The sequence below is a fragment of the Muriicola sp. Z0-33 genome (genome assembly GCF_026126425.1).
Lineage (GTDB): Bacteria > Bacteroidota > Bacteroidia > Flavobacteriales > Flavobacteriaceae > JAFMPW01.
Map to the genome: position 1 here is coordinate 40,414 of NZ_JAFMPW010000001.1, position 16,802 is coordinate 57,215.

Below are 16,802 nucleotides of genomic sequence, written 5' to 3' on the forward strand. Positions count from 1 at the left end.
ACATTAATTCGTCTTATAATTATTATCTTTTTGATTGAGAAGAAATATTGAAATCAATAGTAATACCAGTGCTCCATGGGTAAGGATGACAATAGACAAAGAAGAGCTTAAAAAAGAGAAAATAACCAGGAAATAGAGGCCAAAATATTTAGAAGGTATTTTAAGGCTATTTAAGATCATAAAATAAACCGCTACAATAAACACATTTATTGCAACTCCCCATCCTCCTAAATTCATAAAACCATCGGAGATCAATCCGTTATTTGCAGCCATATCCGGCCGGTTAAAATACACTTCCCCAATAAGATATTCGTGCCTTACATCAAAAGGGTATTCAAAAAATTGTTTTAAAACAGATTCTGACCAGTAAAGCGGTTTTCCTTCAAAAAAATCAATATAGCTTATGTCTAGTAAAGTGGGTAAAAAATGAACCCTCCTGAAACTTAGGATCCAGGGATAATCGTAATTAACCCAAGCCAAAAGTAAACAAATGACGATAAGCAAACTGGAATAGTTAAGTATCCTTTTTACGGTCTGACTATAGCTCCAGCGGTAAAAAACCAGCACCAGAATTAGTCCGACATATACTGTTTTATGCGCTCCGAACAGATAAAAAAGCACCAGATATAGCACGCCTACAAGGGCCAGCACCTTGTTTTTTAATTCAAGTGAAAAAACAATGATAAGGGGAATAATAATCTTCGTAAAAAGCGAATAGGTATACCCAAAATAAGGATTAGAAAGCCCCCCCATGGTGCTCCGTGTTTGGTAAACATCAAGGAACAATAGGTTTTTAAGATTTATATGAGGCCCATATACCAGAAGATAGGGGATTACCCCAATAGTTGTAACCAGAAGCAATAAATAAAGTGCCTGCCTTTTGTTGAGAACGGGGATGCCGCTAAAGTCTATTTTTATAAATGAAAAGGCGAAGAAGCCAAAAAAGAATAGTTGATGATATCCCAATACCTCTAAGGGGTACATCTCTCCTGAGGTAAATGCGATCAGTGAAGGAACAGTCAGGAGCACAAAAAATATAGAAAGGGAAATAAAAGCAAATTTTGTCTTTCGAATACCAGAAAGGCAGAACGCATTTAGAAAAAAGATGGCTATCGATATTGCCAATCTGTTGGTAGAAAGATCAAAACTCCCCTCTTTCATCAAAGCAATATTATCCCAGTAAAAATAGGTGATGATCTTATAATGGTAAAGCCACAATAGCAGGAAATAGTATATTGTAAAATACACGGTTATAGGGATTCTCAGTTTCATTGATCGCCTCCTCTCTCTTTAGTTTCAGAAAAAATAAAACAAACAATAAAAGAAATAAAAGAAACCCCGGAAAACCTGTTAAAAACACTCTCAAAGAGCATATTTACAAAGACCACTAAAAGGATGGCAAAAAATAGATTTCTATTCATTTCAACATTCCGGCATACCCGGAATAAGGCAATAAAAATTCCGGTAAGTACCACTAAACCCAGTAAGCCATTTTCTATCCAGATCTGAAAGAATTGATTATGTGCGTTTAATTGTTCTTTCAGGGGAAAAGTATATTCCTTTTCGGTGTATACCCTGTTTAATTCTTGCTGTGCACTTCCCCCGCCATATCCCAGTAACGGCTTTTCTCCTATCAGGAGCAGTGCAGCATCCCAGCTGAGGATTCGAGTAGCAAAATCATAACGCGCGTTCTTATCAACTCCTATTTCGTTATTAGCCAGTTTTCTAATACTTTCCTTAAATCGGGGGTTTATAAAGGCAAATAACAGGCCTACCGTTACAAAACCAATTATAATAATCGCTTTTTTCGACTGGGAGATTTTTGCAGATAAAATTCGATATACGTAAAGCAGACCGAGCACCAGAAATGCCGCCTTATTGGAAATCAGGAATAAAACGCCTGTGAAAGCACAGATTAAAATGAATCTTTTTTTACGGTTAAAGACCTCCTGGCTAAAAAGAAGGATAGCTATGCCTGTACAGAGGTAAAGTCCAAAATATACCGTCTGATGAAACATAGAAAAATGATTGCCAAAAAAGTGATTGCCACCGTAAATTATAGATTCCAGGAACGCTTTCCCCTCTAATACATTCGGAATAAATTTTAGCCCATCATCCTCGAAAACCATGGAGCGATAAAACGCCATAAATACACAGAGGGCGGTTCCTACCACTAAGCCATAAACAAAAAAGCGCAAGATCCTAATGCGTTCTTCCCTTGTGTAAACGTGAAGAAAGAAGATCAATGGAAATACAAGCATCGATAATTTATGCTCCAAAAAAGACAGCGAAGTCACTCCTGAAATAACAGTCCCAAATAAATAGGTGAGGTAGAGTAAGGGTAATAAAAAAAGATACCTTGTTTTGTTTAAACTAAGTCTATTGAAGTTTATTAAAGAGAATACGGCCCATACGATAAGTGCTATGGTTGCTAATTGCTGATCCAGAGCAATAAAGAAAGCATACAAAAGTGCAGCGTAGTAATACAGCCGCTGCCAGCTAATCTTCTCAAAGCTCATTTTATTTCGCATAGATCAGGCATCAAGATAAAATTTCCTCATTGTTCTGTATTGCAATCCATAATATAGGCTATAAAGCACAATCTCGTGGACAACAAAGACATAAAAAAGTTGCTCAACGTCAAAGTTGAAAACGGTAGCACACAACCCCAAAGTAAGGAAAGTTGTTATAAAATAAGTCACCTGCCATACCATAGCAACTTTTAATCTGTTGGTAGCATTAAAAACTGATGATAACGGACTCACCACCAATTTCATCAGAAAACTTGCTGCCAAAATAGATGCAAACACCCCGGACCTGGACCACCTCTCCCCAAAAACCAGAGAAAATATAGGTTCTCCGAAGAAGTACAGAATCGCGCAAATAGGAATGCCCATGACCAGCAACGACCAGGCAGATTTCTTGAAAAAAGACAAAGCTTCTTTGTATTTTTCACTACTTATCAATGATGCAATCCTTTGATAAAATACATCCTTAAATGAGGTGCCAATTAATGTAAGTGGGGCGCTCAGCACCATAAATGTTAGACCAAAATGCCCCAAATCATCAGTGGTATAATACTTACTCAGGATCAGAATCAATGCCTGAGAAGAAATAGTGTTAAGAAATGCTGGTCCAACTCCATATTTTGGATAATCTATATACTTCTTCGCCACCTCCTTAAGCTTCCGTACAGGCACAACTCTGGCCTTTACCAAAGATTTCTTAAACAGGTATCCCCAGGAAAACAGGGTGCCTGTTACTTTGGCCAGAACAAGGCCATACAAGGCAATTTTTGCAATTCCCAGGCCGATGGCGGTAAGGATATAACCAACAGACTGCAATACTTTGGCATAGGCATTTACCTTAAAAGTTTTTTCCCGAATTGAAAGGTTTATAAACGCACTCCAAATTCCAAAGAATAAGACATACAAGGGTACCAGGTAAATGAGTTGCCCAATATTTAAGTCTATAAAATCGTAAAATAAAATTGTAAGAAGCGCCAGAAGCAAGGAATAGGCAAAGGTGATATATAAACTTAAAGTGAAGAGCCTTAGCGCTTCCTTTGCTGATTTTGGGAGCACTATTGCCATTTGATATTTGCCTCCCACTGCAACCGCAAAGATGGTAGCAATTGCAAAAAAGGAGGTGTAGGCGGCGAAGTCGCTCTCGGTATATAAACGCGTTAAAACAGGAGTGGCAAGAAAGGGCAGCGCCTGGGCTATTCCTGTACCCAGTATTTGAGAAGATACGTTTTTAGAGAATTCAGATTTAAGCAATCTGGCCCAGATGTCTGTTAGTTTTTTGATTATTATAAGTTTTTTCTCAATTCTTGCCCGAGATACCTGGAAAATTTCACGGCGGATGCTTCTTCCAGATGACTGCCATCATATGATGAATAACTGTGCTTGTTTTCTATGTCGATCCAAGTGGCACCGGATGTCGTCAGCTGGTTTTTTAATTCCAATTCATCAAACCCGCTTATATCGTTTTCGAGCAATAACATTCCTTCTGTGGTAGGTAATCTGAAAGCAAAAATACTAAAGCCTTCTCGTTTCCATCTGGCAACTCTTTTATAAAGTTCTTGAACTACTTCCGCACTCACTTTATTCCCCTTAAAATTCTTCCTGTAACTTTTTAATGCGGCATTGGAATCTGCCGGATATTTTAAAGAAGCTACCCAACCGTCCCTGTTAAACCGTTCATAATATCCCTTTTTTTTATCCTTTCTATAGATAATTTCTGTAGGGCTGATGGGATCAAAAAAATGGATGACAGGGCTTATAAAGCGCCTTCTAAAAATTTCCTTTTTATCGCGCTGTTTTTCTTGAAGAAAGTGCTCATTTAACTGTGCCTTGGGAGTAAGAGAATAGGGAGTGATTCCCAACACAATTATTTTTTGGCCCTCATTGGCCAGGCGCTCTTCAATCTCATTATAAATCTCGTTATTCAGACCTCCTGAGCTGAAACCAAAATTTAATACTTTAAGACCGGCGAGCTCATCAGATATAACTTTAGAAGCAACGCCCCTATATACTCTAGAATCTCCAGCGACAATGACGTTGTATTTGGTCTTTGCATGTACTTTATCTGCCCAGAATTTCTCCTTGGCAATCACAGAACTCATAGGCTGAGGTCTCACTGTTCCGACCAGATAAATTAGCAGCAAAGCCAGTGCAGTCATAATATAAAATTGATATTTATATGGCTGCTGCTTCATTAAAATTGAAAATAAATAAACTCCTGTTCCGGACCTCTGAGAAATAATATGCAGACCAGGATGATTGCAAATTTAACAGAATCGAAATAGGGGATTTTGTCTTTGGGTATTAAAGATACTTGTTTTGATAAGAAATAACCTCCTTCATACAACAGCGCTAAAGCAATAAAAATCATAAGGTTCAGATTTGTTGTTAAGAATTGAATGTTGAAATCCGGATAAAACATCCCCTCTATGATAGTAGTGAATTGCCCGAAAGTAGCCGCCCGGAATAATACCCAACCTATTAGCACAACAATCATGGTAGCCGTCCATCTAAGTATCCTCCATTTTCTATAGCCTGAAATTTTGAAGATTTTTCCAATTACCCTTTCCGCACTCAATGCAAAAGCATGATATGCTCCCCAAAGCACAAAGTTAATAGCTGCTCCATGCCAAAGCCCTGATAATAGCATTGTTATCCACATATTGATATGAGATCTCAATCTCCCTTTCTTATTTCCGCCCAAAGGGATGTACACATAATCGCGAAACCAGGTAGACAAAGAAATGTGCCATCTACTCCAAAAATCTCGCATAGAAACAGATAAATAAGGATGATTGAAATTCATCCTGAAATGATATCCCATAAGTTTAGCCAAACCTCTTGCAATTTGACTATATCCAGAAAAATCAAAATAGATCTGAAATGCAAAACACCCCATGACCACCCACCAGTAAATACCAGTGCCGTTATCTATTCCGGCGAATGCCTGGTTAACAAAAATGCCCAGATTGTCTGCAAGTACCGTTTTTTGGTAATATCCCAGGAGTATTAGTTTTATTCCATTCCAGAAAGCCAAAGGAGATACTTCTCGTTGGCGTGCAAGTTGTTGTAAAAAATCCTTTGCCCTAACTATCGGCCCGGCCACAAGTTGAGGAAACATGACCAAATATGAAAAGAAGTGCAGGATATTAGGTGTGGGCTTCAATTTGTTTTTATACACATCAACGGTATAACTGATAGATTGAAAAGTATAGAAGCTTATCCCTACTGGAAGTATATAAGTAAAAGCCGGTAGATTGTCCTTAATGCTGACATTTAGAGAAAGGAGAAGAAGAAAATTCTCTATTTGTTCTGCCAAGAATACACTGTACTTGAATACACTAAGACAAGAAAGGTTTACAAAAAGCGAAAAAATGAGTATAATGCGGCCCCTGTTCCTGTGCTTGTCTATTAATTTCGCCGCAAAAAAATCGACGAGTCCACTAAATATAATAAGAAAAAGAAAGCGCCAATCCCACCAGCCATAGAATAAGAAGGAACTCAGGATTAAACAAATGAATTTTAGATTATGTTTCCCTTTAACAAATTGCCATAGAAGTAAAAAAAGCGAAATAAATACCAGAAAGGCGAGTGAGTTAAAGGACATCCTTATTTTTTAAACCTGGTTTTTCTGAAAAGCTCTTAAGTGCGACTGAGAAAAGGATGAAATTCGCCTTTTAAACCAATTGGATCTGTATTTCTTATGTTGTGTACAATCTCGATAGCCGTCCTTGCGGCTTCCAGGCCATAACCTTTGCCTGCCAGAATATCGCTATAAACCATAGTGTGAAGGTCCGTAAAGCCTCCGCTGAATTCTAATTCTTCTCCATCTATGGTAATAGACCTGAAGGTGGTCTGACCTTTGTCTTTAACTTCCTGTGGCAGGTATTTGGCGTTGATAGATAAGAACCACCGCACCCTTGCATTCTCAAACTCCAGGTAACCGGCAGCCCTGTCTTCTTCATGTACATGTACGATATTTTCCTGTACATCTCCAAAGATCCATGACAGCATATCATAAAAATGAACACCAATATTGGTGGCTATGCCCCCAGACTTACTCTTATCTCCTTTCCATGAGGTATGATACCAATGCCCCCTTGATGTAAGATAGGTAAGGTCAACTTCAAACTTTTGGTCTTTGCTAGAATTCTTTACTTTTTCCCTTAGTGCAATAATACTTGGATGCACCCTTAACTGAAGAATATTATATATCTTCTTTCCCGTCTTTTCTTCAACATGCTGCAGCTTATCTACATTCCATGGATTCAGTACCAATGGCTTTTCACAAATGGCATCGGCACCACTTCTTAGGGCGAATCTAATATGGGCATCGTGCAGATAATTAGGAGAACAGATGCTTACAAAGTCTAAAAAAACCTCTTTTTCGTACTTCAACTTTTCAATATGCCTGTCAAAACGTTCAAATTCAACAAAGAAATCTGCATTAGGAAAATAGGAGTCTATAACACCCACACTGTCGCCCTTGTCAAAAGCGGCCAATAAATTGTTATTGGTGTCCTTTATCGCCTTCATATGACGAGGTGCTATATATCCGGCAGCACCGATTAAAGCAAAGTTTTTCATTGACGTATTTATTTAATTAAGGTTATCTGTTTCGTGAAATAACTACTTGTCTTCAGGCCAAAGACTATTTTACTCTTCTTACCTTGTTACTCTCCAATTTGTACTCCTGCTGGCTTTCCCGGCACACGGCTAATCCTTCTTCACTAAATTCCAAACGGTGACCATACTCCCCAACCCAACCAATTTGCCTGGCAGGGTTCCCCACCAAAAGTGCATAAGCCGGCACGTCCCTGGTTACAACTGCACCTGCCCCAATAAAGGCATATTCCCCTATATCATTTCCGCAAACTATTGTGGCATTAGCACCTATTGAAGCTCCCTTTTTTACAGTAGTTTCGGCATATTCTCCTCTTCGTACAATGGCGCTTCTGGGATTAATTACGTTGGTAAAGACCATGGAAGGCCCCAGGAATACATCGTCTTCACAAACCACTCCGGTATACACTGATACGTTGTTCTGTATCTTAACATTATTCCCTAAAATAACCTCTGGTGAAATAACTACGTTCTGCCCGATATTGCATTTTTGGCCTATTTGGCAATTTGGCATAATATGAGAAAAGTGCCAAATTTTAGTCCCTTCCCCAATTATACAGCCTTCATCAACTACAGCAGTTTCATGGGCAAAGTAGTTTTCTGGATTCATAGTATTTTGAAATCTATCTATTTTAGAACACTATTGCGGGGTCTCCGGGCAAAAGTACGATAATTGTTATCCTTTACAAGCTCTATTTTACCTTCCAAACCATTTTCTTTAAGAATGGCCTCAGCGAATTGAAACCAGCTCATAGCAAGACCATCAGTAAAATGATATATCCCATAATCTTTTGGGTGAGTCAGTAATTCCATGATATAACTGGCAAGATGGTTGGCGTTGGTTGGGCAGCCAACTTCAGTATCCGTTACAAAAAGGGATTCTCCTTGACCGGCTTTATTTAGGATAGTTTTATAAAAATTATGTCCAAATTCTGAATACAACCAGGAAGTTCTTATGATATAATATTTATCAAGTACCTCCTGAATATGTCTTTCGCCAGCCAACTTAGATCTGCCATATTCATTAATGGGATTCGGGACATCTGAGCTGGAATAAGCGCCTTCTTTCTCGCCATCAAAGACGTAATCCGTTGAGAGATGAACAAGAGTAACCCCATACTTTTTAGCGGCTTCAGCAATATTTCTGGCGCCTTGTGCATTTACCGCATAGGCCTTGTCCGGCGCCCTCTCAGCTTCCTCCACATTGGTATAGGCAGCAGCATTAATACAATAATCAACATTTGTGTTTTCAAAAGCCAGGTTAATGGCTTCCTTATCAGTTATATCAAGGACAGTGCTGCCTTTAAAGAAGCATTTTAAATTAGGAAAATCGCCGGCGATTTTTTGAAGGCATTTTCCTAACTGTCCTTCGGCACCGGTAACCAAGACTTTTTTCATAACTCCAACTCATTAAAAGGAGGAAGTAAGCTGTCTTTTTTGGAAAGAATAATCTGATCTGCCGGAAATTCCCAATCGATATTCCATTGGGGGTCATTGTATATGATCCCCGATTCTGCCTCTTTATTATAGTATTCATCGCACTTATAAACAAAAACTGTTTCCTCTTCAAGCGCAAGAAATCCGTGAGCAACCCCTTTCGGAATAAAGAGGGTCTTTTTATTTTTCTCGGACAGTCTTAATTTGAATTGTTCACCGAAGCTGGGACTGTCTTTCCTTATATCAACAATTACATCTATAACTTCCCCTCTGACGACTCGCACCAGTTTTGACTGCGCATGCTTTCCTTTTTGAAAATGAAGCCCTCGTAAAACTCCTTTATTGGATATAGAATGATTGTCCTGGACAAATTGAATAGGATTCCCCAGGATTTTTTCAAATTCTTTCTGATTGAAAGATTCAAAAAATGTGCCTCGTTCATCCTCATATATATCCGGGTTAATAACAAAACTACCCGCAATATTGTTTTTACTAATTGTCACTTATAATAAAATTTAATCTGGACAGCGCCATTAGAGTTGCATTAAATATTCTCCATAACCACTCTTTAGCAGTGGTTTGGCCAATTGGTGCAATTGTTCTTTTGATATGTATCCTTTGGTATAAGCCACTTCTTCTATTGCCCCGATCTTAAGTCCTTGTCTTTCTTCAATTACTTCTACAAATTGGGACGCCTGCATTAAAGAACTAAAGGTACCTGTATCTAGCCATGCGGTTCCCCGATCCAGAATACTTACCTGTAGCTTGCCCATTTCAAGGTAAGCCTTGTTAATATCTGTAATTTCCAATTCCCCTCTTTCACTGGGCTGTATTGCTTTGGCTATACTTATCACCTGGTTGTCGTAAAAGTAGATCCCTGGAACGGCGTAATTGCTTTTTGGATTACTGGGTTTTTCTTCTATTGAAATTGCTTTACCCTGAGCATCAAATTGTACCACCCCATACCGTTCGGGATCTGTTACATGATACCCATAGATTATGCCACCATCAGGATCGCTATTCTCCTGTAATAATTTAGAAAGTCCGGATCCATAAAAAATATTATCGCCAAGAATGAGAGCAACTTTATCTGCACCAATAAAATCACTGCCAATAATAAATGCTTCTGCCAAACCTTTGGGTTCGTCCTGAATTGCATAACTGAAATTACACCCTAGTTGACTTCCATCTCCCAATAATTTTTTGAAGAGACCAGCATCCTGAGATCTTGTAATGATCAGAATTTCCCTAATTCCTGCGGCCATTAAGGTAGAAAGTGGATAGTAAATCATTGGCTTGTCATAAACCGGCATTAGTTGCTTACTTATGGCCAATGTGAGTGGGTGTAATCTTTTTCCCGAACCGCCTGCTAATACTATTCCTTTCATATTATACCTTTTGGTATTTTGCTAGATACCATTGGATTGTTTTTTGAATCCCTGTACTAAAATCCTCTGTCGGACTCCAACCCAAATCGTTCTTTATCTTTGTGCAATCAATGGCATACCGGTAGTCGTGGCCAGGCCGGTCTTCAACTAAACTTATCTGTTCCTCATAGCGTCCTTCAGGATTAGGGATTACCTCGTCCAAAATACCACAAATAGTACGGGCAATGTACAAATTATTATGCTCATTATCCCCTCCTATGGCATAGGTTTCACCCGCTTTCCCTTGGTGAAAAACCATGTTCAATGCCTCACAATGATCCGTTACAAAAAGCCAGTCCCTGACATTACTTCCATCTCCATAAATTGGAATTTTCTCCTTTGCAATGGCTTTACGAATAATAGTGGGTATCAGTTTTTCATCATGCTGCCTGGGACCATAATTATTAGAGCAATTACTGGTCACCACATTTAAGCCGTAAGTATGATGATAACTCCTTACGAGAAAATCTGAGGCTGCCTTAGAGGCACTATATGGGCTATTTGGTGCATAAGGAGTCTCCTCAGTAAAATAACCTTCATCTCCTAAACTACCGTAAACTTCATCAGTAGAAATATGATGAAATCTGTTTTCCTTTAATAACTCATCGGATGCTGACCAAAAGCTTCGCGCAGTTTCGAGCAATGCAAAGGTGCCTTCTATGTTGGTTTTTATAAAGTTATCCGGGGCAGCAATAGAATTGTCTACATGAGATTCGGCGGCAAAATGGATTACTCCTGATATGTTGTGCTCTTCAAAAATAGTTTGCATAAGCCCCCTGTCGCAAATATCTCCTTTTATAAACAAATAACGTTTATGAGACGCCACTTCAACCAAATTATCTAAACTACCCGCGTAGGTTAGTTTGTCTAGATTTACAATATTTAGTTCGGGATTTTTCTCCAGGAATAACCCTATAAAATTACTGCCAATGAAGCCTGCCCCACCAGTAATCAAGATAGTTCCTTCTTTTCTTTTCCCAGTCATCACAACTGCATCTCCTTAGATTTTAAATTAAGGTATTTCAATATGTCGATAAGAAAGAACAGGAGCAAGAGTAATGAAGGAACAAGCACTATGTTTTTGCCAAGAAATGATTTTTGAACTTCCTGGGTTTTGCCAAAATTTATAATTCTTATAGCTTCCTTTTCGCCCTGCAATTCTAGTTTTTTTCTTTCAATATCACGAATAAGATTATTCTTGAGGTTTAAAATTCCGGTAATATCTAAAGGATCTTCGCTATCTAGCACTATTCTGCCTTCCCCGTTCTGACCGCTTCGCGTCATTTTCTCTGAGAATTGTTCCACCAGGTTGTCAATCTGTTTCACCAGATTTTGATCTTGCTTAATTCTTTCCTCAGCATTATTCCTGTTGATGGCAACAAGGTCATTGAAATATTCATTAGAATTTATGTAATTCATTAAGTTCTCACTTAAACTTTTACCAATTTTGGCATCCTTATAAAAGAAGGTGATCCTATGGTTCAAATTACTTCTGTTTAAGATCTCCGTTCTTACTATATCCAGAATAAGATCATCGTTGCGAAATTTTTGGAGCAGTTCCAGATACTCAACATCATCGTCAATAATGGCTTCTGTAGTACTTTTTTCGACAGGCTCTATCGTTACTTCAAATCCTTTTAAATCCTCTATGCCGACCCCCATTTCCCTGAAAAAAGAAGTATCCCTTGCTTTGACATTCGTTTGTATTTCTCCTACTACCGAATACAAATAGCTCTTGCTTTCTAAATTGGGCTTTACAATAACTTCTGTTTTTAGCTTTTTGGTGACAATTTGATTAAGGCCATATCCAATAGCCAGACCAATCACAATTAAAATGCCCAATTTTACAACGTTCTTTTTCAGATAGACAAAAAGTCTTAAAAAGGTTTTAAACAAGTTTTTAAAGCCATTCCCGATCATTTTAAAAAGCTGTCCCAAATCTATTTCATCAGATGGGGAATTGGAATTTGGTGATACTTGGTTTTCCATTAGTGTGAATTGAAAATTTGTAAAAGAATCTTATCAGTAATCAGATAGGTAGGTTTTACTCCGGTCGTCCCTAAACCCCCAGAAGCCAAAGTGCTACCGCTCTCCAATGGGTTATCTGAGGCGTAATAGGCATATCTTACCTTCACATCTTCCCTGATACTTTTCCTTATTTTTGAGGCAGATTGTATGGCTTTTTGATAATGTACGCCTTCCATTTCCAGACCTATAACTCCCCATGTAGATTGATGAAAAAACTTCAAAATATCTTTATTCTGCAAGGAAGTGCCCAGCACTGTAACCATTGTGCCTTCTAATATTTTTAGACCGTGGCCTTCAAAATCTGCGCCAGAAAGTTCATTCTTAAAAGGGTAATTATCAGCAGTTCCCTCAAATATATGAGCAGAAGGTATCATCAAATCTCCTTTCCCGCCTTCAAGAATCCCTGCCTTACCCATAATTGAAATTGAAGCTATGTCCAAAAATAACCGTTGCTTCTTTGTAGACCTATAAGGCTTTAGTAGCTCATCTATTGTTTCATAGGCTTGCTCCCCAAAAGCATAGTCCATAACAAAGATAACAGGTTTTTGATCATCTTGTGTCTCTTCATTCAGCTCATAGCAACATGCATCCTTGCCCAGTTTGGCCAGATCAAAAATCTGAACGTCGATATTGGTTCCTGAAACATCATTTATCTCAATCATCCCATTTTTCCTTGCCGCCGTGAGCACTTTTGCCCTTAATGCACTACTCTTTTCAGAACTCAGTGCCTCGTATATCTCAAGATTATCACCTTTGGGAAATTCTTTTGAAAGGGCATTTTTAGCATAGAGCGAATTTAACACGCTATGCATATTTGCACTAATAATGTGGATGGGGCGCTGCAGTAAGTTGTGCTTTTTAAGCGTGTCTTTTATGGTATTAGCCCATCGTTCGCCGTGAATATGATGTCCTAGTCTTTCCCTGAGCAGTGCGCTAAAGGTAATGGTCCTCTTTTCCCCTCCGGTTTCCTCGTCTATGGCCAATTTACCCAGCCAGTATACAATTTTCAGAAGTTTTTCAGGATCTTTCTTTGTCCCCAACTTTTCATAAACCTCTACAATTTCACTAAAAGACCTGCCTAATATTGTCGCCGTGTGTATTAAAGCCACTTCTTTTTCGGCCAATGTTAATTTGGTTTTGTGTACGGCAGCTTCAAGCTTTTTCCAATCCCTTATTGTATTATCAGTATCCTCGATCAGGACCTTATTGCAGATTTTCTGAGATTCCACAAAAAGAAAAGTCAGGTGAGTAAGAATGTCATATATATCTGAGCGCCCCCTGGTGATCTCAATATTCATTTGCTCATTATCTATTCTATAACAATTTCTCCTTCGTTTTGGTGGAATAATTGGTTTAAAATGAGATTTGGTATAGCCTTCATCAGAGGTGAGATTAATAAACCGGCATTGTTCTATGCCTTCGGGTAATCGCTCTAACACGTATATTAACCCGTTCAATTCTGCTTTTTCCTCTGCTATAGACCCGTATATTTCCGGACGTAGCAGCAAAAGGGCATTTCTCAATGTTTCACCGGAAATACCTAAAGGTTTGTAAAATCCTCTGTTGAATAAGTGTCGCATAGTAATGTACAAGCGCTCTATAGCGTTTGTAGATTCTTGCGCCCTGGTGTTATTTTTTAGGCCTTTCATAATCTAAAGCAAAATTACATTTAAAATTTTTGTTTTAAGATGCGCAACTGCAATTATGTAAAGTAGGGCCGATTAATTAATAAAATTACGGCCCCCGGACCACTACCCTATAATAAGATGCTGCTGTTTTCGTTGATATTCTCGGAAGATCTTTGATTTACTTGATAAATCAGTGGTCCATATTCAACTTTAAATGGGAAAGACCAATGAAGAGCTATATAACGGGCAGTAAACAGACTATGATTCTCTTGGTGGTAATTCTTATAAGTTTTACCAATAATAGCTATCCCAATAGATGGTTTACTGTAAATTGTGATAATGCCCTGTCCGTTGTAAGTACTGACTGCGGCAAGGCAAACTCCAGTATCGGGCAGTTGGCAGATAAGGTGCTGATTAGTATTGAAAGCAATGGTTTTAATTCAAAAAAGCGGAGTAGATTTAGTGTCAATGGTATTACTGAGTACACCACAAGAGGCCTTACCATAGTACATTTTATTTCATCCGATAAATTCGAATTTCGCTCTTTCGACACACATGGCAGCGAAGAAGAGGCCTCTGAGTTGATTGAGCATCTAAAGCTGCTGTTAAAAAATAAATCAGTTTTTGCCTTACTAGCACATGATTCTGCCGCTAAAAGTTTAAAACAATTTTCAGGAAGGCTTACCAAAATGGGCTTTAAAGTATTGGGAGGGCTCCAGAGCAGGCAGGCCTATGTAATGAATAATTTTGAGGGAAGTATCTCTGAAACTGCAAACGATCTTTCTATAAGCAAAGAACTTTCTGTGCCAAAGATTGCAAACGAGTCCGGAAATATATTTCCAAAAACCAAATATGATTACGACTATAGCAATGACCGGTTTATTGCTCATGCCGCCGGTGAGATCAACGGGGTTAAATCTACCAATTCGCTTGAAGCTCTGGATAGCAATTACAAAAAGGGATTCAGGTTATTTGAGTTGGATATTATTGAAACAAGTGATGGTAAATATGTCGCCGCTCACGACTGGAAGATGTGGGCCAGATTCACAGACTATAAAGGCAATCTTCCTGTGACTCATTCAGAATTTTTGCGACACAAGATATACGGTAAGTATACCACTATGGATATGGAGGCTATAAACAAATGGTTTACAGCCCATCCTGATGCCATCTTAATAACGGATAAAGTTAGTGACCCGCTCAGTTTTGCGAAACAATTTGTAGACAAGAGCAGGTTGATAATGGAACTTTTTAGTCTGATGGCAGTTGAAGAAGCCGCCAAAAACAACATTGTTGCAATGATCTCTCAGAACCCGTTAAATAAAATTGCAGGAGACAAAGTAGCCTACCTGACGGCAAACAATGTAAAACATGTTGCCATTTCCCGTAGGATTATAGCGGCTAAAACGGGCTTGCTAAAACAACTTAGGCAACAAGGGATAAAAGTTTATGTGTACAATGTAAATTTCGACCCTGGAAAGGACGAAAAATATGTTCTTGATAATGAAATTGGATTGGTCTATGGTATGTATGCTGACAGTTGGGTCTTTGATCGGGAAGAGCAACAATAAACCCGACAATTTTTTCAGAGGTATCCTTAGCCTTGATGAAAGCTTATAAGTTATTTCTGATCTGTAAGCTGGTAATTAAGCAAGCTGTCCGCGACTGATCTGTCATTTGCAAGCCGTTGAATTTTGTTCTGCCCGCCCAATTTCCCCACAGACTTCATATAGTTGGTAAACCCTCCTTGTTCAATACAGCTTATTTTTAAGGGCTGCAATATTTTACCCTCAATTAAATCAAAATAATAGCTGTTTTGTTCTTGTAGACTTTTATCCATAACCGATTTAAACAATTCCATATCGCCCGGGAGTTGCTCAAATTCTATTAACCACTCATGGTAAGGCAATTCATCGTCCTCGGGCGTAATTCTTGGCGCAACGGTAAATTCGTTCACCCTTGCATCTGTGGCAGCAATTGCTGTTTGCATCGCCTCTTCCACCTCTTTGGCTATAACGTGCTCTCCAAAGGCGGAGATAAAGTGCTTAATTCTTCCTGAAACAATTATTTTAAATGGGAACAAGGAAATAAACTGAACGGTATCTCCAAGGTTATACCCCCATAAACCGGCATTTGTAGAAATAATCATAACATAATTAACTCCTGTTTTCACATCTTTGAGTGTGATCCTTTTAGGATTGTCGTCAAAAAAAGAATCCGCTTCGATAAACTCATAGAAAATGCCTGAGTTGAGTAAAAGCAACATGCCTTTCTCATTTTGAGCATCCTGATAGGCAAAAAAACCCTCGCTTGCCGGAAAGAGTTCTATACTGTCTACTTTTCTCCCTATTAAATTTTCAAATTTGGCCCTATACGGTTCGTAATTGACTCCTCCATAAATAAATAACCTGAAGTTCTGAAAGAGTTCGCCAATTTTCTTATCGGTCTGTTCTAAAAGACGCTCAAAATACATTTGAACCCAGGAGGGGATACCTGCTATAACAGTCATGTTCTCATCTACTGTTTCCGCAATAATACTATTTACCTTTGTTTCCCAATCATCAATACAGTTGGTTTCCCAGCTTGGCAACCTGTTTTTTTGCAAATATTTTGGAACATAGTGAGCGGAAATTCCGGAAAGGCGTCCCAATTTTATGCCATTCTTCTCCTCTAGTTCGGGACTGCCCTGTAGAAATATCCATCGTCCGTTAACAAAATCTGTATTCCCCGTCTCATGAATATAGTTAAGAATCGCATTTCTGGAGGCCTCTACCTGATTTTTTATAGCTTCCGAAGTGATGGGAATATACTTAGCTCCGGAAGTAGTTCCGGAAGTTTTGGCAAAATAGATGGGTTTCCCCGGCCATAAAATATCGCTCTCACCATTCACCACCCTATTTACGTAAGGTTTTAGGGCTTCATAATCCCGGACAGGAACATTTGATGCAAAATCGGAGTATGATTTTATGCCATGAAAATTGTGGTCTTTCCCAAAATTGGTATTTTTTGCCCTGCTGATTAATTCCCTAAACACTTTTTCCTGTGTGGCAATTGGGTCATTAACCCATTTTGCAGTTTTTTTTGCAACAATATCAGCGAATATCCTAGCGGCGAATGATTTCAGGGACATACCG

General features: G+C 38.7%; 15 protein-coding genes. 1 reads left to right on the forward strand and 14 read right to left on the reverse strand.

Annotation, left to right across the window (positions count from 1 at the left end):
• Positions 1–3 precede the first annotated feature (3 nt).
• The 13 genes from J1G40_RS00215 to J1G40_RS00275 all read right to left on the reverse strand — a co-directional run bounded on the left by J1G40_RS00215 (position 4) and on the right by J1G40_RS00275 (position 13,689).
• On the reverse strand, positions 4–1,272 hold the full coding sequence (locus tag J1G40_RS00215) for a hypothetical protein (RefSeq protein ID WP_265240254.1): 1,269 nt from the start codon (positions 1,270–1,272) through the stop codon (positions 4–6).
• Complete coding sequence (locus J1G40_RS00220) at positions 1,269–2,531, reverse strand: O-antigen ligase family protein (RefSeq protein ID WP_265240255.1); 1,263 nt, start codon at positions 2,529–2,531, stop codon at positions 1,269–1,271. Before J1G40_RS00220 ends, J1G40_RS00215 begins: the two co-directional genes overlap by 4 nt.
• Positions 2,532–2,534: 3 nt before the next feature.
• The gene (locus tag J1G40_RS00225; RefSeq protein ID WP_265240256.1) at positions 2,535–3,779 is read right to left on the reverse strand and encodes a lipopolysaccharide biosynthesis protein; all 1,245 of its coding nucleotides are present in this window, start codon (positions 3,777–3,779) and stop codon (positions 2,535–2,537) included.
• A 32-nt stretch (positions 3,780–3,811) separates the two neighbouring features.
• The gene (locus J1G40_RS00230) at positions 3,812–4,684 is read right to left on the reverse strand and encodes a hypothetical protein (protein ID WP_265240257.1); all 873 of its coding nucleotides are present in this window, start codon (positions 4,682–4,684) and stop codon (positions 3,812–3,814) included.
• 35 nt (positions 4,685–4,719) lie between these two features.
• On the reverse strand, positions 4,720–6,132 hold the full coding sequence (locus J1G40_RS00235) for an MBOAT family O-acyltransferase (RefSeq protein ID WP_265240258.1): 1,413 nt from the start codon (positions 6,130–6,132) through the stop codon (positions 4,720–4,722).
• Between the two features lie 35 nt (positions 6,133–6,167).
• Positions 6,168–7,112, reverse strand: coding sequence for a Gfo/Idh/MocA family protein (locus J1G40_RS00240; RefSeq protein ID WP_265240259.1), 945 nt, complete (start codon positions 7,110–7,112; stop codon positions 6,168–6,170).
• Between the two features lie 64 nt (positions 7,113–7,176).
• Positions 7,177–7,758, reverse strand: coding sequence for an acyltransferase (locus J1G40_RS00245; protein WP_265240260.1), 582 nt, complete (start codon positions 7,756–7,758; stop codon positions 7,177–7,179).
• 17 nt (positions 7,759–7,775) lie between these two features.
• On the reverse strand, positions 7,776–8,546 hold the full coding sequence (rfbD, locus tag J1G40_RS00250) for a dTDP-4-dehydrorhamnose reductase (protein ID WP_265240261.1): 771 nt from the start codon (positions 8,544–8,546) through the stop codon (positions 7,776–7,778).
• Positions 8,543–9,088, reverse strand: coding sequence for a dTDP-4-dehydrorhamnose 3,5-epimerase (gene rfbC, locus J1G40_RS00255; protein ID WP_265240262.1), 546 nt, complete (start codon positions 9,086–9,088; stop codon positions 8,543–8,545). The genes rfbD and rfbC overlap by 4 nt, the downstream gene beginning before the upstream one ends.
• Before the next feature lie 30 nt (positions 9,089–9,118).
• Positions 9,119–9,973, reverse strand: a complete 855-nt coding sequence (rfbA, locus tag J1G40_RS00260) for a glucose-1-phosphate thymidylyltransferase RfbA (RefSeq protein WP_265240263.1) — start codon at positions 9,971–9,973, stop codon at positions 9,119–9,121.
• A gap of 1 nt (position 9,974) precedes the next feature.
• Positions 9,975–10,997, reverse strand: a complete 1,023-nt coding sequence (gene rfbB, locus J1G40_RS00265; protein WP_265240264.1) for a dTDP-glucose 4,6-dehydratase — start codon at positions 10,995–10,997, stop codon at positions 9,975–9,977.
• Positions 10,997–12,001 (reverse strand): hypothetical protein, encoded by a 1,005-nt coding sequence (locus J1G40_RS00270; RefSeq protein ID WP_265240265.1) that lies wholly within the window; start codon positions 11,999–12,001, stop codon positions 10,997–10,999. The genes rfbB and J1G40_RS00270 overlap by 1 nt, the downstream gene beginning before the upstream one ends.
• Positions 12,001–13,689, reverse strand: a complete 1,689-nt coding sequence (locus tag J1G40_RS00275; RefSeq protein WP_265240266.1) for a DUF6909 family protein — start codon at positions 13,687–13,689, stop codon at positions 12,001–12,003. The genes J1G40_RS00270 and J1G40_RS00275 overlap by 1 nt, the downstream gene beginning before the upstream one ends.
• Before the next feature lie 206 nt (positions 13,690–13,895).
• Here J1G40_RS00275 and J1G40_RS00280 point away from each other — a divergent pair, with 206 nt between their 5' ends.
• Positions 13,896–15,239: a hypothetical protein gene (locus J1G40_RS00280; RefSeq protein ID WP_265240267.1), complete on the forward strand. Its 1,344-nt coding sequence runs from the start codon at positions 13,896–13,898 to the stop codon at positions 15,237–15,239.
• 50 nt (positions 15,240–15,289) lie between these two features.
• Here J1G40_RS00280 and J1G40_RS00285 read toward each other — a convergent pair whose 3' ends face one another.
• On the reverse strand, positions 15,290–16,798 hold the full coding sequence (locus J1G40_RS00285; protein WP_265240268.1) for a GH3 auxin-responsive promoter family protein: 1,509 nt from the start codon (positions 16,796–16,798) through the stop codon (positions 15,290–15,292).
• Between the last annotated feature and the right edge of the window lie 4 nt (positions 16,799–16,802).